At 38.0% G+C, this 19,435-nt stretch carries 14 protein-coding genes; 7 read left to right on the top strand and 7 right to left on the bottom strand.

The annotated features are described in order from the left end of the window. Positions 1–61 precede the first annotated feature (61 nt). Entirely contained in the window at positions 62–1,063 is a 1,002-nt protein-coding gene (locus tag HHT355_RS10485; RefSeq protein WP_103203406.1) for a hypothetical protein, read from the bottom strand. A gap of 252 nt (positions 1,064–1,315) precedes the next feature. Beyond that, positions 1,316–1,903, bottom strand: a complete 588-nt coding sequence (locus tag HHT355_RS10480) for a spore coat protein (protein WP_103203405.1) — start codon at positions 1,901–1,903, stop codon at positions 1,316–1,318. A 345-nt stretch (positions 1,904–2,248) separates the two neighbouring features. Here HHT355_RS10480 and gdhA point away from each other — a divergent pair, with 345 nt between their 5' ends. From gdhA to asnB, 5 genes are all read left to right on the top strand, one after another. Beyond that, positions 2,249–3,583: an NADP-specific glutamate dehydrogenase gene (gene gdhA, locus HHT355_RS10475; RefSeq protein ID WP_103203404.1), complete on the top strand. Its 1,335-nt coding sequence runs from the start codon at positions 2,249–2,251 to the stop codon at positions 3,581–3,583. A 444-nt stretch (positions 3,584–4,027) separates the two neighbouring features. Continuing rightward, positions 4,028–5,347 carry a glutamine synthetase family protein gene (locus HHT355_RS10470; RefSeq protein WP_103203403.1) on the top strand — a complete coding sequence of 440 codons (1,320 nt, stop codon included), beginning with the start codon at positions 4,028–4,030 and terminating at the stop codon, positions 5,345–5,347. 27 nt (positions 5,348–5,374) lie between these two features. Next, positions 5,375–5,944, top strand: a complete 570-nt coding sequence (locus HHT355_RS10465; RefSeq protein WP_103203402.1) for an ANTAR domain-containing response regulator — start codon at positions 5,375–5,377, stop codon at positions 5,942–5,944. 55 nt (positions 5,945–5,999) lie between these two features. After that, on the top strand, positions 6,000–7,595 hold the full coding sequence (locus tag HHT355_RS10460) for a CTP synthase (protein ID WP_103203401.1): 1,596 nt from the start codon (positions 6,000–6,002) through the stop codon (positions 7,593–7,595). Positions 7,596–7,951: 356 nt separating this feature from the next. Next, a complete protein-coding gene (gene asnB, locus HHT355_RS10455; RefSeq protein ID WP_103203400.1) occupies positions 7,952–9,796 on the top strand; it encodes an asparagine synthase (glutamine-hydrolyzing) in 1,845 nt (614 codons plus the stop codon). 238 nt (positions 9,797–10,034) lie between these two features. Here the strand turns inward: asnB and HHT355_RS10450 are convergent, their stop codons facing one another. Further along, positions 10,035–10,481, bottom strand: a complete 447-nt coding sequence (locus tag HHT355_RS10450; protein WP_103203399.1) for a winged helix-turn-helix transcriptional regulator — start codon at positions 10,479–10,481, stop codon at positions 10,035–10,037. A 72-nt stretch (positions 10,482–10,553) separates the two neighbouring features. Beyond that, positions 10,554–12,014, bottom strand: coding sequence for a cytochrome c biogenesis protein/redoxin (locus HHT355_RS10445; protein ID WP_103203398.1), 1,461 nt, complete (start codon positions 12,012–12,014; stop codon positions 10,554–10,556). 388 nt (positions 12,015–12,402) lie between these two features. Between HHT355_RS10445 and HHT355_RS10440 the strand changes: the two genes are divergently transcribed. Beyond that, the gene (locus HHT355_RS10440; protein WP_103203397.1) at positions 12,403–13,629 is read left to right on the top strand and encodes an endo-1,4-beta-xylanase; all 1,227 of its coding nucleotides are present in this window, start codon (positions 12,403–12,405) and stop codon (positions 13,627–13,629) included. A gap of 50 nt (positions 13,630–13,679) precedes the next feature. Next, positions 13,680–15,248, top strand: coding sequence for a glycoside hydrolase family 43 protein (locus HHT355_RS10435; protein ID WP_103203396.1), 1,569 nt, complete (start codon positions 13,680–13,682; stop codon positions 15,246–15,248). A 197-nt stretch (positions 15,249–15,445) separates the two neighbouring features. Here HHT355_RS10435 and HHT355_RS10430 read toward each other — a convergent pair whose 3' ends face one another. From HHT355_RS10430 to HHT355_RS10420, 3 genes are all read right to left on the bottom strand, one after another. Continuing rightward, positions 15,446–16,345 carry a helix-turn-helix domain-containing protein gene (locus HHT355_RS10430; protein WP_103203395.1) on the bottom strand — a complete coding sequence of 300 codons (900 nt, stop codon included), beginning with the start codon at positions 16,343–16,345 and terminating at the stop codon, positions 15,446–15,448. Between the two features lie 352 nt (positions 16,346–16,697). After that, positions 16,698–17,645, bottom strand: coding sequence for a DDE-type integrase/transposase/recombinase (locus HHT355_RS10425; protein ID WP_103201470.1), 948 nt, complete (start codon positions 17,643–17,645; stop codon positions 16,698–16,700). Positions 17,646–18,144: 499 nt separating this feature from the next. Next, positions 18,145–19,297 (bottom strand): IS3 family transposase gene (locus tag HHT355_RS10420; protein ID WP_456298587.1). Its coding sequence is split into 2 segments (ribosomal slippage): positions 18,145–19,027 and positions 19,026–19,297, totalling 1,155 coding nucleotides; the frame shifts between segments, so codons are not numbered across the junction. Between the last annotated feature and the right edge of the window lie 138 nt (positions 19,298–19,435).

The following is a 19,435-nucleotide window of genomic DNA, read 5'->3' as shown; positions in this document are numbered from 1 at the left end:
GAAATATGTTGTGTTTGCAATCCCTTATATAATTCTGTTATGACTATATACTACTTAAATATTATTTTGCAACCTTAGCGGCCTTATCAACTACTGTTAAGAAATCAGTGATAGTAATTGTAACAGAGCTTACAAGATCTTTATCGGTAGCTTTACCGCCATCCAATGCAAGACCGGTTATATCTGCAACTTTCTTGCCCTTCATATAGTTGCAGAATGCCTCAGATTGCTCAAACCATTCTTTGCCGATACCGGAAGCGGATCTCATGTTGTATCTATCGCCAAGCTCAATCTTGGTTTCAAAAGGTCCGGTAAGGTCGGAAGTAATCTTTCCTTCGGCATTGAAAAATACTTTAGACTGAGAAGCATCGATAATACTGCTGGTAATCTTGCCGTTCTTGTCTAATGTAATTACGCCGTAATGTGTATAAGCGGTTACAGAACCGTCTCCTTCGGCAGAGGCGTTCTTTGTACCGGAAGCCTGAGCACCGGAGATAAGTCCAAGACCTAATTTGTCACCGGCTTTTGCGCCTAAATCTTTTGCATTGTTAACGGCTTTTTCAATAGCGCTGATAATGGAAGCAATATTAATTGTAACTGAGCTGGCAAGATCTTCGTCGGTAACATATCCGTGATCATCAATGGCAATGCCTTTAACCTGATCAAGGGTCTTACCGATAACATATTTCTCAAGAGCTTCTGCCTGTTCATACCATTCTTTGCCTATAGGAGAAGCTTTTCTCATGTCGTAAGCATCTCCAAGTTCTTTCTTGCTTACAAATGTTTTGTCTAACTCTGTAGTGATTTCACCTGCAGCATTAAAGTTAAATCTGGTTTGAATTACATCAATTGCACAATTTTGAATAACACCCTTACTGTCAACAAGAACCGCAACAGCAGTTGAATCAACCTGGGCAAGGCCGTCAGATTCTGCGGTAGCGTCTTTTGAACTGGTTGCGGTAGTAACTACTGCAAGACCGGTCTTAACGCCTTTGGAACCGCATGCAGTAAACATTGTCATAACTAATCCAACGCATAAAAGTAATGAAATAATTTTTTTCATAAAACTTATCCTCCCATTTAAATTTCGTTAATTAATAAATTAACAAAGTGATTAAATATTACTACTTTTTTTAATAATAGTCAATGAGAATTTTGAATATTACTAAGTAAAATATTACTCTGTTACGTGATAATTATAACAGATAGAACCTATTTTAGTAAAGATATTTGTTATTATTTTCACTAAAAAATTAAAAAATTTAACGGTTGCAGATTTTGTTAAAATATATTCAATCTTTAAGCGGATTAGACGTTAATTATACATTCCTTTGCTTTGCATATACAAAAATAACGTTTCACCGTGTTTTTGCTCTTCTTTTTGTATATGGTTAAGCACGTCTCTTATTCTGGGGTCTTTAAATTCAAAAATGGCGGTATTGTAGGTTCCGGAAATATACTTTTCCGTACTTAACATATCAATGCACATTTCTTTATCTGTAAGGTTAAAACTACCGCTTGAAGATTGGCCGGATGAGACTTGCTGAGCTTGTCCTTGCTGATTTTGCTGCGAGTTTGACGCTTGTGAATTTTGCGCTTGTGAGTTCTGCATTTGTGAGTTTGATTGAGAATTTTGCATTTGCATATTTTGCGTTTGTGATCCCTGCTGTTGTGAGCCTGAACTGCTTTGGTTTACAGAGGGAATTTCACCGTTCAGCAATTGATTGATGGTTTGCAGGTGTTCTTTTTCTTTTTGGCTTAAGTTCTTAAATATTGATTTAAGTTCGGTATCTGTTGCCAGATTTGAGTAGTTGTCGTATTTTAAAACGCATTGCTCTTCATGGGTTTTTTGATCTTCAAGAAGATATCTCTCTTTAGTAGTTAATGTAACGTTTGTTATCATTTATTAACACCTCCTTCCATAGTATTTCTAAAAAAACTTATATTATCCAGAAATCCAAAATAATTTTTCTGTTTATTTAAACTTTAAGAATGAATTTTAATTCATATACTGTTTTTAATTATGAAATAAATACGGATATAAAGATAATGAAAATCTCTGCAATTGCCTAAATATACGGGGTTTTTTAAATGCAGGTATAAACTTTCGGCAAAAAAAGCATTAAAAAAAATACATTTTATTTAAAAAAAAATTGATATCATTATATATATTGTGATATAATACCGCCATAAAAGTCAGAAAAAAGGCCAATTAATAGCGGAAAATTCTGTAATAGGAGGATTAAATATGTCATATATACAAAAAGTACTTGATCAAGTAATTGCAAGAAATCCCGGAGAGCCGGAGTTTCACCAGGCAGTCAAAGAAGTTTTGGAGTCCTTGAAGCCGCTATTACAAGTACGGCCTGAATATCAAAACGCAGGTATTTTAGAAAGGATAGTTGAGCCGGAGAGGCAGATCATTTTTCGGGTACCTTGGGTGGATGATCAAGGCAGAGTACAAGTCAATAGGGGATTTCGGGTTGAATTTAACAGTGCAATAGGTCCTTACAAAGGAGGACTGCGTTTTCATCCTTCGGTGAATCTGGGAATTATAAAGTTCTTGGGTTTTGAGCAGATTTTCAAAAATTCCCTTACAGGAACTCCGATTGGCGGTGGTAAGGGAGGCAGCGATTTTGATCCCAAAGGCAAGTCTGACGGAGAAATCATGCGTTTTTGCCAAAGCTTTATGACAGAACTGTATCGTCACATAGGCCCTGATACGGACGTACCTGCAGGAGATATCGGTGTAGGCGCAAGGGAAATCGGTTATATGTTCGGTCAGTACAAACGTATCAGAAATGCCTTCGAAGGAGTTTTGACAGGAAAAGGCTTAACTTACGGAGGCAGCCTGGTAAGAAAAGAAGCAACCGGTTATGGGCTTATTTATCTTGTTGAAGAAATGCTTCGCGATAAGCAGAAAGGCTTTGACGGTGCCACAGTTGTTATCTCAGGATCGGGAAATGTGGCTATATATGCTGCCGAGAAAGCAATGCAGCTGGGAGCAAAAGTCGTTGCAATGAGTGATTCCAACGGTTATGTCTACGACTCCGAAGGTATAAAACTGGATACCGTAAAACGGATAAAAGAAATTGAGAGAAAGAGAATAAAAGAATATGTAAATATTCATCCGAAAGCCGAATACCACGAAGGTTGTTCCGGTATCTGGAGCGTACCTTGCGATATAGCTTTACCTTGCGCAACCCAGAATGAGCTGGATGGGGAAGCTGCCAAGATCCTTGTAAAGAACGGATGCTTTGCTGTCGGTGAAGGTGCAAATATGCCTTCCACACCGGAAGCAATAGAAGTTTTCATGAATAATAAAGTTCTTTTCGCGCCCGCTAAAGCAGCAAATGCGGGAGGAGTTGCAACATCCTCATTGGAAATGACTCAAAACAGCATGAGGCTGCCTTGGTCATTCGAGGAAGTTGACTCAAAATTAAGGAATATTATGGTTAACATATATAAAAGTATAAGCGAAACAGCCAAAGAGTACGGCTGTGAAGGAAATCTTGTTGCAGGCGCCAACATTGCCGGTTTTGTCAAAGTGGCGGATGCAATGCTTGCACAGGGAGTAGTATAAACACAGTTAAAGAACTGCCGCTTAACGGTTATTAATAAAAAAGCGGCAGTTCTTTATATATTACGGATATTTTATATGTTTATTTTTTAGCCTATTGACACGTTTTTTTTATTACTTTATAATATCTCAAGTGAACAAAGGCGTTCATCAGATAGTACCGGATAATAGGCCTAAGAAGCTTATTGTCTAATTTTGGTACTATGTGATGGACTTTTTTTATTTTAGCTGAAAATTTCCAGGATTACTGACCATATAATAAAAATATTATTTGAAAAGAAATCTCTCACGCTTTTATTCTCGGATATTCAAAATTCTTTTGGAATTCCTATTTGTCAATATTTATATATGGAATTAAATTTTTTGCTAAATACATTCAAATGGAATTATGATATTATATTAATAGTAATTTTTTAGTAAAAAAATATAAAAACAGGAGGGATGGATATGACTGCAACCGTAAGCGAAGCATTGGAATTCATTAAAGAAAATGACGTTAAATTTATTCGGCTTGCTTTTTGTGATTTGTTTGGAAGGCAAAAGAATATTTCCGTTATGCCGGATGTATTGCCTATGGCGTTTGAGTACGGAATTCCTTTTGATGCACATGCAATCAGGGGATTTACGGACGTAACAAATTCGGAACTTTTATTGGTACCGGATCCGTCGACACTTTCAGTACTTCCATGGAGGCCGCAGCAAGGAAGGGTTGTCCGGTTTTTCTGCGATATTAAAAATCCTGACGGCAGTGCATTTTGGGGTGATACGAGACAAATTCTAAAATCGGTTATCTCCCATACCCAGCAAAGGGGATACACCTGTATGGTCGGTGCGGAATGTGAGTTTTATCTGTTTAAAACAGACGAAAACGGAGAGCCTACAATGATACCCTTTGATAACGGCGGTTATCTGGACGTTTCACCTCTGGACAAAGGAGAAAACGTAAGAAGGGAGATTTGCCTTTGCCTTGAAGAAATGGGTCTGAAACCGGAAACATCCCATCATGAACAAGGGCCGGGGCAAAATGAAATAGATTTTAAGTTTTCCGATGCATTAAGCTGTGCAGACAATTTAGTTACTTTTAAGCAGGTGGTTAAAACTATTGCCCAAAGAAACGGCCTGTTTGCGTCTTTTCTTCCGAAACCTTTGCCGGATAAAAGCGGAAGCGGTCTGCATATCAATCTGTCCCTTTCTCGGAATGGGGTAAACATATTCAAATTGGGTGACAGTGAATATTCCGGGGTAACGGAAAGTTTTATAGCCGGTATTCTTGAAAAAACCCCCGAAATTACCGCATTTTTAAACCCGTTGCCAAATTCATACGATCGTTTGGGAGCTTTTGAGGCACCAAAGTATGTTTCATGGTCTTACAGTAACCGTTCTCAGCTTATCAGAATTCCGTCAGCTCACAATGAAAGATGCCGTATGGAATTGCGTTCTCCCGATCCTTCGACAAATCCTTATCTTGCGTTTGCTCTTGTAATCAGTGCCGGGGCCTATGGTATTGAAAAAGGATTAAAGCTGAAAGACAGCATAAATGTGGATCTTTACCAGGCTGACAAGAGTATTACCGATTCACTGGTTCGTCTTCCCGAAACGCTTGATGAGGCATTAAACCTTGCCAAAGGTTCTGAATTAGTAAAAAGTACATTAAATGAAGAACTTATATTAAGATTCCTTCACTTGAAGACCTTAGAACTGGAAGCTAATCAACAGGCAGTCAATAAGCATGATTATTTCTTTAATAATTATTTTAAGGTTATATGAAATTTAGTATATGAAAGGGGGAATGCTATGGATAGTGCGCTGATAATTTCATGTTCTGAAAAAAACAATCAGGATTTGCGCAAAATATTAACGGAAGCGGCCATATCTGAAATTACCGTAATACCTACTGCTTCTGAAGCAAGACGGGTACTAATTGAGAAAGATTTTGACCTTATTATTGTTAATACACCGCTTCCCGATGAGTTTGGCGAAAGCCTTGCAAGGCATATAGCAGAAAAAAAGATCAGTGAAGTTATTTTACTTGTAAAAGCCGAATTGTTTGATGAAATATCGCACAAGGTAGAAGAATACGGCATTATCACCATAGCAAAACCCATAGGAAAAGCTTTATTTTGGAATGCGTTAAAAATAGCCTCGGCAGCCCATAAAAGGGTAAAAATAATTCAAAATGAAAATAAAAAACTTGTACAGAAAATAGAAGATATTCGTATAATTGACCGGGCAAAATGTATCTTGATTTCACAGCTGTCATTTTCCGAACCTGAAGCTCACAGATACATTGAAAAGCAGGCAATGGACCTTAGGGTGACACGAAGGAAAATAGCGGAAGAGATTCTTAAAATGTATGAAAATTAAAAGTATTATAGTCTGATATTTAGTAAACATCAGGATAAAAAAGGAGCGTTATACTATGACGAAGTTTATCTTTGTAACCGGTGGTGTCGTGTCCGGTTTGGGAAAAGGCATTACTGCGGCAAGTTTAGGGCGGCTTTTAAAACAGAGAGGATTAAAAGTGGCCGCACAAAAACTGGATCCGTATATTAATGTGGATCCGGGGACAATGAGCCCGTTTCAGCATGGAGAAGTTTTCGTTACCGATGACGGGGCAGAAACCGACCTGGATTTGGGCCATTATGAAAGATTTATTGATGAAGACCTGACTAAATTTTCAAACCTTACTTCCGGCAAGGTATACTGGAATGTTTTAAACCGTGAGCGTCAGGGAGGTTATCTTGGAGAAACGGTGCAGGTTATTCCACATATAACAGACGAAATTAAAAACTTTATATATGAAGGAGCAAGAAAGAGCAATGCGGATGTGCTGATAACCGAAATAGGCGGTACAACCGGTGATATTGAAAGTCAGCCCTTTTTGGAAGCAATAAGGCAGATTTCTCTTGAACAGAGCCGTGATAACTGCCTTTTCATTCATGTTACTTTGGTTCCCTATCTTAAAGGTTCCAATGAACACAAATCAAAACCGACACAACATTCGGTTAAGGAATTGCGCTCCATAGGTATTTCACCGGATATAATAATAGCCCGTACCGATGAACCACTGGATGACAGTATCAAGGCAAAAATTTCTCTGTTCTGTAACGTAGAGCGTGATTGCGTAATCGAAAACCTTACGCTTCCTTGCCTTTATGAAGCTCCCATTATGCTTCATGAAAAGGGGCTTGATGAAGTGGTATGCCGCAAGCTTAAGCTTCAGACCGAAAAACCGGATTTGACCGAATGGAACAGCATGATTAAGAAAATAAAGTCTGTGGATAAAAAAGTTGTCATAGCCATTGTCGGTAAATATGTAAAACTTCATGATGCTTACCTTTCTATTATAGAAAGTTTAAATCATGCCGGCTTCCACACCGGTTCAAAAGTTACAATCAAATGGATTGAAAGCCAGGATATAACACCGGAAAATGTAGGAGAGCAGCTTCAGGGTGTTGACGGCATTATTATACCGGGAGGATTTGGCGACAGGGGAATTGAAGGAAAAATCACCACATGCCGGTATGCGAGAGAAAACAATATTCCTTATTTGGGAATTTGCCTTGGCATGCAGATTGCCGTTATCGAATTTGCCCGTAACGTTTGCGGGCTAGCCGGTGCCAATTCTTCAGAATTTACCGACTCCCCTCATCCGGTAATTGACCTTATGGAAGAACAGGTCGGTATAACCCATAAAGGAGGCACCATGAGGCTTGGGGCATATCCTTGCAAAATCAAAGACGGAAGCTTGCTTAAGAGTTTATATAAAGAGGATTTAATCAGCGAACGGCACAGGCACAGATATGAATTTAACAATAATTACAGAGAAACATTCGCTGAACATGGCATGGTTATCTGCGGAACTTCTCCGGACGGACATCTGGTAGAGGCAGTGGAATTGCCTGTGAACAGATTTTTTATAGGTGTGCAATATCATCCGGAATTTAAAAGCCGTCCCAATAGGCCTCATCCTTTATTTGTGGGATTGCTTGAAGCTGCCTTAGGTGACAGGTGATTGGGTGATAATTAATAGGATAAGATACAAGAATAGATTATAAAATATTACTTTATTTGATCAAAAATTCATTAAAATCCGGTCTACAATTTATTTTTCGTGCATATATAAATATTGTGTAACAATGGCGTTCACTTAATCATTTGAAAGAATGATTAAGAGGACGCCTTTTATTTATTATAGCGGATAATAATAAGAAATTATAGGATGTAAGATATGCCTATAGCAACTTTTTAATTCGCTTGGAGGGTATTCCTGCCCGTTATTAGGGCATTTAAATTTAAAAGTTCATAATCGACTATTAGGCGTATTAAAAACTGTAGTCCTAGATTTATTGAAAGAAAGAGGTGCTATATATGTGCGGAATAGCCGGATTTTGCAATTTTAATTTGGATTATACAAAGTATCCCGAATATTGGACGGATACATTAATAAAAATGAGAAAATCAATTGCTCACCGCGGAAAAGACGATTCGGGTGAATATTTAAGAAAATATGTCGGATTAAGCCACAGCCGCCTTTCCATAAGAGACCAGTGCTTTGGCAAACAGCCGATTATAAGGACCATAGACGAGCATGATTATGCAATTGTTTATAACGGGGAAATATATAATACCGAAGAGCTTACTCCTGAGTTGAAAAAAGCAGGATTTATATTCGAAACAACAACTGATACCGAAGTTATTCTATATGCATATATACATTACGGAAAAGATTTTGTAAGCAAATTAAACGGTATTTTTGCCTTTGCAATATGGGACGGAAAAAAGGAAAGCCTCATTTTGTACCGGGATCGGGTCGGGGTAAAGCCTTTGTTTTACAGTATTAAAAATCAGACTCTTGTTTTCGGGTCCGAAATAAAGGCCCTTTTTTGCCATCCTGATATAGAGCCTGAGATTGATATAAACAGTTACAGAGAAATATTCGGTATGGGGCCTGCCCGTACTCCCGGAAACGGTGTATTTGTCGGTATAAATGAGATAAAACCCGGTTATTATGCCGTTTTTTCAAAAGCAGGCATGGCTTTTTTCCGGTATTGGGAACTTGAAAGCAAAGAACATACGGATACTTATGAAGATACTCTTGATAAGGTATCTTATTTGGTACGGGATGCTATAAGAAGACAGATGGTTTCCGATGTGCCGGTATGCAGTTTTTTATCCGGAGGTATTGATTCAAGTATTGTAACTGCCGTAGCGTCCGATTATTTGTCTGAAAAAGGGTTAAAGCTAAATACATTTTCTTTTGATTTTAAAGACAATGATATTTATTTTCAGTCCAATGCTTTCCAGCCTGAAAGGGATAGGCCTTATATAGATAAAATGCGTTCAAAATATGAAGTAAACCATACTTATCTTGAATGTGACGAAAGAAAGCTCGCCGATTTGCTCTATGAAGCTGTAGATGCTAAAGATTTGCCGGGTATGGCCGATATTGATGCTTCGCTTTTGTATTTTTGCTCTCTGGTAAAAAAGCATAACAAGGTAGCTTTAACCGGTGAGTGTGCCGATGAGATTTTCGGAGGATACCCTTGGTTTTACAGAAAAGAACTTTTGTGGGCGCAAGGGTTTCCGTGGTCAAAGGACTTGTCGGCAAGAACGGCCCTTTTGGCGGATGATTTTATTAATGAACTTAATATTGAGGATTATGTATCGGCCAGATATGACGAGTCTGCAAAAGAGGTACCGTATCTTGCCGGTGAAAGTCTGGAGGAAAAGAAGAGAAGGGAAATAACATACCTTAATATAAAGTGGTTTATGCAAACACTTCTTGACAGAATGGACAGAGCAAGTATGTACAGCGGGCTGGAGGCAAGGGTTCCTTTTGCCGACCACAGAATAATCGAATATGTTTTTAATGTGCCTTGGGATATGAAATATAAAAACGGGACAGAAAAAGCACTATTAAGAGAAGCCTGTAAAGATCTTTTGCCGGTCGAGATTATAAATCGCAAAAAAAGCCCGTATCCAAAAACATATCATCCCAATTATGAGAAATTGCTTACGGAAAGATTTTTGGATATTGTTAATGATCCCAATTCCCCTATCCGGCCCTTGATTGATAAGAAAAAGGTTAAAAAATTTATGGAAGCTCCGGCTGTATACGGTAAGCCTTGGTTCGGCCAGTTAATGGCATCACCGCAGCTTATGGCTTATATGATACAGGTAAATGACTGGCTTAATAAATACAGTTCTTCATAAGATTAAGATAAATAAATAACCATGATGTAACGAACACCTGCCATAGTTTATTTGGTAATTCAGATATGTAGTATATAACCGATTTTACAAGTATAAATTATTGCAGGTGTTCTTATTATTTAATTCAGCATATTTAAAAGAAGTTGTCTTTCGAGTATATTTGTTTTCTTCATAATAACTTAATCATAAAATAATATCTTCAATAATTCTCTTATATACTACCGCTTTAAATCATTTTTTATTCCGGCTTGTCGAAGTTATTGTCGGTAACATTTATATCTTCACGCTTTATTGTTTTACCGCAATTCGGGCAGTAGTAAGTCAGCTCGATTTTGTGGCCGCATTCGGAGTGGGTAAGAATTTTGTGGCATTTTTTCAGATTGCGTTCACTCCACAGGATTATGCTGTTAAAAACATCTGCCAAATCTAAACCGCTATCTGTAAGGAAATATTTGTATCTGGGAGGATGGGACTGGTAGAGCTGTGAGGTTATAAGGCCGTCTTTTTCCAGGCTTTTTAGCCGGTCTGAAAGAATGTTGGTAGGGATTCCTATAAGCCTGTCCTGTATTTCTTTGAAGGTATCGTAACCCAGCATCAGCTGGCGGATAATAAGCAAGGTCCATTTATCTCCGATAATATTAAGGGTTTGGGCAATATTGCAGGGGAGGTTATACAGATTTTTCATGGTATACTCCTTTCATTAAACCCGGATATCTCTTGTTAAAATAAATTGCATCCTGACGTAAAAAATAAATTGTCATTCTTCGGTGGCTTGAAGGGCCTGGCGGATTACATTGTCCATAATATCTTTGGTCAGCATGGCTGCAGCATATCCGTAAATATTTCCTTCTTTGTCAATCAAGAAAGTAGTAGGATAGGCTGAAATAAAGTAATCCATTGTCACTTGCCCTGTTTCGTCGAATACTACTGGGAAGGTAAAGCCGTTTTCTTCTAAGAAATCTATGATTTCATCCCTGCTTACGTCCTGATTATAAGGATATTCATCACTGGAAGGATTGGCAACTCCCAAGATTATTACGTCTTTCTGGTTTTTTCCGTATTCATTATATATTTTTTCAATATCCGGCATTTCTTCTATACAATAAGGGCACCAAGTGGTCCAGAAATTTAAGAATACCACTTTCCCTTTATAATCGGAAAGGGTGTGTTCATTGCCGTACTGATCCTTTAAGGTAAAATCTATAGCCGGGAATTTGGGAGGGACTTCTTCTGTCTGTTCGCTGTTTGGGGAATCGGCATCGTTGTTGCTGGCACTATCAGCTGTCGAATTGTTTTCGGACAAGTCGTCATTTGAATTATCACCCGGAAGGATACTTTCGGCTTCAGGATCATAAGGAGTAGCTCCCGGTTCGTTTACGGTTTCATTGTTTGCGTATCCCGATGCATCCGTATCGGATTTATCGGTGGGGTTTCCGTATGATTCGTCCGCCATATCGGTTTGCTGTTCTTGCTTTACTCCCAGGGGACGGGATATTTTATTTAAATATTTTGATATGCCGTTCATCCAGCCTGTAAAAGTCATAATGCCGATAAGTATTAGGATTAATCCTCCTATTTTTACGGTATATTTTAATATTTTCTGTTTTGATTTAAGGAAATTTAAAACCTGCGTAGTAAAGAGACCCAGTATCAGGAAAGGAATAATAAATCCCGCAGTATAAAGAAGAACAAGAAGATAACCTGTCAAGGCACTTTTTGAGCTTGAAGCCAGTATAAGTACGGAAGACAGTGCCGGTCCGACACAGGGAGTCCAGGCAAAACTGAAAGTAAATCCCATAAGGAAAGCCATCAGGGGATTTATTTCATCAGGTATGAAGCGGAATTTCCGTTCTTTTTGCAGGAATTTAACATTAAACAGGCCCACCTGGAACAGGCCCAGTAAGGTTATAAGAATTCCGCCAATTCTGGTAAACAGAAGCTGGTTGGTCTTAAAGAAGCTACCGAGAGCGGTAAATGCCATTCCCAAAAGAAAAAAAGAAAATGATATGCCAAGGATAAAAAATACGGTATGAAAAAATACGGTTTTTTGCCTGTAAGTAATGGCACCGGATTCATCCGTATGTTTTGCATTGCCTGCCAAATAGCTCATGTAAATCGGAATAAGAGGTATTACACAGGGCGACAAAAATGAAATAAGTCCTTCAAGGAAAACAAGCACAAAACTTATATTGTCCAAAGACACTAAATTATCAAACATATACCTTCTCCTTATTAAATAATTAAAATTAAACCTTTAAGTGTATAGCCTAAATTGATTATTATATTAAGAAATTATCTTAAGTAAAAACGATATCAGTTTTATAACCTTGAAACAAATTAGAATAAAGTCGTATGCTTAGTCTGATATAAAATAGATTGAGATGTTTTTAAATGGATTAGTATTTTATTAATATTTTTAGCGTGTTTGTAATCTACACTATAATTCTATCATAGTAACTTTATATTTTCAAGTAACTTACAAATATAAAGTTACGAAAAGTTTTAATGATACATTTTCAGTATAGGTTATTACATTGACATAAGGGCAGAATGTCGGATAAACTGGTATATGTAAAAATATACCTGTGACTGAGGAGGTAACATTTATGGATAATAAGTATAAACATCGCATGGCGACAAGTGTTATACGTTTTGTAGGAAAGGACGGGTCACCCCTTGCCAATAAACGTATAGATATATCACAGACAAAGCATGAGTTTATGTTTGCCTGCGGAGCTTTTGATACTGTAGCTCTGGTAAATGATCTTCCATTCGGAGAAGATAAAGAACTGCTTAAGGACCGTATGGATAAATGGTTGGCCCTGTTTAATACAGCAACACTGCCGTTTTATTGGGGACAATTTGAGCCGGAAAAAGGAAAGCCGCATACAGAAGCACTTATGAAAGCAGCGCGCTGGCTTAAAGATAGAGGAGTTACCTTAAAGGGACATCCTTTATGCTGGCATACACAAACAGCTCCATGGCTTTTAGATATGACCAATGAGGAAATTTTAAAAGCCCAGCTTGACAGAATTCGCCGTGAAGTTTCCGAATTTAAAGGCGTAATAGATATGTGGGATGTAATAAATGAAGTTGTAATTATGCCTATTTTTGATAAATACGATAACGGAATAACAAGAATATGCAAGGAACTGGGAAGAATACCCCTTATACGGGAAGTGTTTCAAGCAGCTAAAGAAGCCAATCCCAATGCTGTGCTTTTGATAAACGACTTTAATACAAGTATATCTTATGAAATAATGATTGAAGGCTGCCTGGAGGCAGGAATTCCGATTGATGCAATAGGTATCCAATCCCATCAGCACCAGGGCTATTGGGGAGTGGAAAAAATCCAGAGTGTACTAGAGAGATTCTCTCATTTCGGATTGCCTCTTCATTTTACCGAAAACACATTGATATCCGGCGATCTTATGCCGCCTGAAATTGAAGATCTTAACGATTTTCAGGTCGACGAATGGCCTACAACTCCGGAGGGAGAGGAAAGACAGGCAAAAGAAGTAGTAGAGCTATACAGGACCTTGTTTGCCGATCCTTCTGTAGAAGCCATTACTACCTGGTGTATTGTGGACGGTAAATGGCTTAAGGCTCCGGCCGGATTCCTTAGAGCAGATAATTCCTGCAAACCTTCTTATGACGCTTTATATAATTTAATTAAAAAAGAATGGTGGACAAATGTAACGGTTATGACCGACGATAACGGTTTTGCTGAAGTTACAGGATTTTTGGGTGATTACGAAGCAAAATCCGAGGGACTTGACGGACGGTTTAAGATTGCAAAAAACAGCCCTGCAGTAACCGTATGTCTTGAATAAAACTGACGGTGCAGGGATGGTTTTGATATAGGAAACGGAGGAAATAAACAATGGAAAAAAGGGTAAAAAATCCTATACTTCCTGGATTTTATCCTGATCCGTCCATATGCAGGGTGGGCAGCGATTATTATTTGGTTACATCCACTTTTGCCTATTTTCCGGGAGTTCCGATTTTCCACAGCAAAGATCTGGTAAACTGGAAACAGATAGGAAACATTCTGGACAGAAGAGAACAGATTGAATTATCCGGTGTACGGCTTTCACAGGGTATATATGCCCCTACCATACGCTATCATGACGGGACATTCTATATGATTACAACCAACGTATCCGGAGGAGGCAATTTTATCGTAACGGCAAAAGACCCGGCCGGCCCCTGGTCAGACCCGTATTTTATTGAAGGAGCGCAAGGAATAGATCCTTCACTCTTTTTTGACGATGACGGGCGGTGCTACTATATCGGTACCAAAAAACGCAGAGAAGGGGGCAAATATTACGGAGACAACGAAATTTGGCTGCAGGAACTTGATATAAAAAATATGAAGTTAATAGGCGAATCTTATGCCATATGGCACGGGGCTTTGAAAGATGTGGAGTGGCCTGAAGGACCGCATCTTTATAAAAAAGACGGCAGGTATTATCTTCTTATTGCGGAAGGTGGAACAGGCCATGCCCATGCAGTTACCGTGGCTTCCTCGGATCGGATCACAGGTCCTTATGTGGGTTATAATTGTAATCCTATACTTACCCACAGGCATTTGGGGCTGGATTATCCTATAGTCAATGTGGGGCATGGAGATCTGGTGGAAACCCAGAACGGGGAATGGTATATGGTTTTACTTGGTTCCCGCCCTTACGGAGGTTATTACAGAAATCTCGGAAGAGAAACCTTCCTGGTGCCTGTTGAGTGGGAGAACGGCTGGCCCCTTGTAAACAGAGGTATTGGACTGGTAGAATCTACCGTAAAGGTTCCGAATCTGCCCTTAACACCGGTAGAGCCTCTTCCTGAAAAAGAAGATTTTGACGATGAGAAGCTGCCGTATCGATTCATGTATCTTAGAAATCCCAATTCAGCCAATTACAGCCTTACGGAGAGAAAGGGATATCTTAGGATGAAGCTTGCTCCGGAAAAACTGACCGAGCTTGTAAGTCCGAGTTATGTCTGTATTCGTCAGACCGGTATGAGTTTCATATTTGAGGCTAAGATGGAATTTGAACCTGAGAACAATTCTGAGGAAGCAGGCATTGTAATATTCCAGAATGATAAGTTTAATTATCGTTTGGTTAAAAAATTAAGGGAGGGTGTTAAGACTCTTTGCCTGATTAGGTGTAAAGAAGGTAAAGAAGAGGTCTTAGCCGAAGCAAATGTTCAAAGCAGCCGTAATGAGGGATACATTATTCTCCGAATCGAAGCCAGACTTCAGGACTTAACCTTCTCTTTCAGCTTTGACAATGAAGAATATCATGTCTTGATGGACGGGGTGGATGCAAGGATATTAAGTACCGATGTGGCAGGGGGTTTTGTGGGAAATACTCTGGGTATTTACTGCTCGTCCAACAAATCGGAAAGCAATAACTATGCGGACTTTGACTGGATATATTACAAAAACATTGATTAAACAAATTAGTAATCAGTCTTCAAATGTTTTTGGCAGGTTATAAATTATTTAAAATTATAAAACAGCATTAACAAAACTTTTGAGGAATATAAAAATAAAATCTGCACAGGTATAAAACGCAGCCGTTTCTGCTGCGAAGCATCATACCTGTGCGGATTTTCAGGTTACTTGTGAGAAATTATTTTTATTATGTATTGCTATTTAACATTCAACATATGTATGCTTTGCTTAACCCGGTTGCGCCGCTGATAAAGATTTTTAAATTCCGTTGGAGTACATTCTTTAAATTGCTTAAATACCCGGTTGAAGGTTGAAATACTTGAAAATCCTGATCTCATGGCGACTTCTGTTATGGACAGGTTGGGATTAAGCAAAAGCTTTTCGGCTTCCTTAACCCGCCTTTGGTTTAGATAATCATAAAAAGACATATCGGTAAACTGTTTAAAAAGCCTGGAAAAGTGGAATTTACTGAAACCTGCTACGTCTGCTATGACATCAAGGGTAATATCTTCCATAAAATTTTCATTGATATAATCAAATATTAAATTAAACTTCTCAATATATTCTTTCTGCTTGTTAAGCTTTACGTCCGGAAAGATATGATCGGTATTCATATATTTGCGGCCCAATATAACAAACATCCTGATAATTAGCGAATAAATGGCTGCTTCACGAAGAGCTTTGTCGTTGTTGTATTCTTCGGTTATCTCGTCATATATCTTTGAAAGTTCTTTGTGAGTATCAGGAGCAGTTCTTGATGTGATTAGTCTGGGTTGGTTGAGAACTGTAAAAATATTTGTAATGCCTTTAAGACTGCTTATTAAAGAATAGTCAAATAATAAGATTCTGCGAAGGCCTTCCTTTGGGGCAACCAGTTCATGAAGCTCTCCAGGCGGTATAATTAATATATCTCCTTCGTTCAAATTGTACGTGGTTTTCCCTATAATGACCGTGTAGATATTGAGAATAGGCATAATAACTTCTACCGCAGTATGCCAGTGGGGTGAATAATTATCCGGCTCATTGTTGATGTATAAAAGAATAGATGAATTATCTTTGTAATCAATTTTTTCATAAACACCGTCCAAAATCCTCATTATAACCCCTCACCTCTTGACTTTATGCTTTACTAAATAAAAACAGATATCCAGTATAAGCTAAAGTCACATACATAAAATAGGATAAACAGATGGCTTTAATATGAAGTCTGCAAATGTAATATATTACATATAAAAAGCCTAAAAACATTTAAAGTTATATCAATATTTAAATATTGATGCTTATTTAAATACTATTAATAATTACTATTTTTTATATAAAAAAGTACATATGTATTCTGTCGATCCTGTGTGGAGTTATTATTTATATTGTCAATAATTTAATTTTAATATATTTAGATAATTTTGTAAACATATATTCAATTTATTCCCAACTAAGTTTGTAGGTTTGTCAAACATATGTTACACCATACTTAATAAAATCATTTAAGACTTCTTGTGGCGATTTCCATCCCAGGGGTCTAATTGGAAAACGGTTATACTCTCTTTTGTTATATATAGTTAGCTGCTTACTGAAATCCTCGAATGAATAGAAGGTATGCGTTGAATAGAATCGCTCATTATCCTTTCTATGACTTCGTTCTACTTTACCATTATGCCTGGGCGTAAATGGCCGTATGAGTTTATGACGAATACCTAGTTGCTTAAGTCGTACTTCAAAAATTGTCGGTGTTTTAGCTTTATTTCCTGATGAAAGGCGTTTAGTGAATTCCATGCCATTATCTGTTTGAATGCATTCTATGGGCAGTGGAAATGCTTTTACAAGGTGCTCTAAAAACTGCATAGATGAATATGTACTACGCTCTTCAAAAGCTTCAACATAACGCCATCTGGAATATTCATCAATAGCAGTATACTGATAAAACTTTTGCCCCTTGGCTTCATTAACCAGGCATGAAGAAGGTACGGCCTTGACATCAATCTGGAACCTCTGGCCAGGATATGACATTTTCTCATAAGGCTTAGGAATGTACTTTGGTTTTTTTGGTTTAGTAGGCATAAGGCTTTTCTTACGAAGAAAACGATATAGACCGGTGATGGATCTTTTATAGCCACGTTGCCTAAGTTTTACCCAAAAAACAACCAAACCATCATGAGGATTACGACGGCGCATGTTATTAATAAGTTTGATTTCTTCTTCAGTATGCTGATTAGGATGATGATGAGGCCTTCTGGACCGATCTCTAAGAGAATCCCAAGAGCCATCGTAACGGCGTTTCCAGCGATAGACATACTGGCGATTGGTTTTATAACGAGCAGCAGCTTTTGAAACACCATATTTATCAGCATACTTAATTAATGCTAGTCTAAATCTCATATCCTGTGTTATAATAGCCATACGGAAATGCTTCTCCTTTCTGTTTGTATTTTTGTATGGTAACTTAAATATAACACAAAAGAGAGCATTTCCGTTTTTATTTATTTAATTTTGTAACACATGTATTGTAAACCTACATATTCAATTTATTCCCAACTAAGTTATATTTAGACATTATTGCCCTATGATTAACAATAAATATAAAAAACAATGAAAAACTAAGGATTTATAATAGTTCGGATAAAATTGAAGGCTTTATTCATACTAATTAAAGATAGAATTTATATAATGCCCCCCATTGTCAAGACAATTTTTCAGCTTTTCTAAGTTAGATTCTCCTTTCTTTAAATTTCTATATTTTACATTTATTTACTATGTCTGAGGATGTCAAGGGCGAGCGTAAGCGAGTTCATCTTGACCCTTGACATCCAATACACATACATCATTTTTCTTTCCGGTCTGTCATGACAGACCGGCTGCCTTCCGGCGAGGACGGGGTTTGGGGCAGAGCCCCAAGGTTTTATACGACTGCCTGAAACTGTTTGTAAACCCCGAAATAATACTCTGCTGGCGTTTTGTAGTCTAACGACTGATGAGGTCTCCGGTTGTTATAATATTCAACATAATCCCTGGTAATCTGCCGGAGTTGGTGCCCTGTTTCGCAATCCTCAAGATAAAGCTTTTCCCACTTGTAAGATCGAAAGAAGCGCTCTATCCTTTGGTTATCCAGTGCTCTTCCTTTCCCATCCATTGAAATTTTTATATTGTTACTTTTTAGTAAGTTTATGTAATCATCACTGGTAAACTGTGAACCTTGGTCACTGTTCATAATTTCAGGTTTCCCGTACCGTTTGATCGCCTTTTTTATTGCCTCTAATACAAATGTCCTTTCCAAAGTATTTGATAACTCAAATCCAACAATATACCGGGAATACCAGTCTATAATGGCTACCATGTACATAAAACCACGTTTCATCCGGCAGTATGTTATGTCTATAGACCATACCTGGTTTGGATGATCAATATTCAAGCCTCTCAGCAAATACGGATACAAATACTTGCCATGCAGACGTTTGCTAAGATTAGGTCCAGGACAGAAACCATGGATCCCCATTTCCCTCATGTAACGCCGGGTTCGCTTTCGATTGATATGAATGTGATAATCCCGGTTCAGGATATTCGTCATCCTGCGGTAGCCATACTCCGGATGAGCCGTGTAAATCTCATCAATAATACGCTTAATCAGGTATTCCTCATCATTTACTGGAACCGGCTTGTAGTAAAGGCTTGTACGGTTAATTCCCAACAGTTCGGCTTGCTTTGTGATGCTCAGTTTCTTTTCTTCTCTGTCAATCATCTTCATGCGGTCTTCACGGGACTTAGAGTCGGCCAGATTTTTTTTTAAGCCAGGCAACCTCATATGAAAGTTGTCCAATTTGCTTAAACAGTTCGTCCTTCTCCTTTTCATACGACTGTTTGACCTTCTCTACTTCATCAGTTTCCTTGCTGAAAACTCTGCCTGCATTGCTTATGAATTCTGCCTTCCAGCGACTTAGCTGGTTCGGATGTATTTCATATTCGGCAGCAATCTCATTCAGCGTTCTTTCTTCCCTTAAGACCTCAATCACTATTTTTGCTTTTTCTTCCGGTGTAAAATTTCTTCTCTTTTCCATAGTTCCATTCTAACTTATTTTGGCCGTTTTGTCTGTCTTAATTTCTGGTATCATTATATTATACAATATTTTCTGAGTAAAATAATTTTTTAAATATAGTTGAAATTTAGTTAAAAATTGCGAGCAAAATATGAAGCC

Source organism: Herbinix hemicellulosilytica, from assembly GCF_002904165.1.
In the GTDB taxonomy this organism is placed as follows: domain Bacteria; phylum Bacillota; class Clostridia; order Lachnospirales; family Lachnospiraceae; genus Mobilitalea; species Mobilitalea hemicellulosilytica.
Note: the sequence above shows the minus strand (reverse complement) of the source record. Positions and strands in the feature narration are given on the sequence as shown.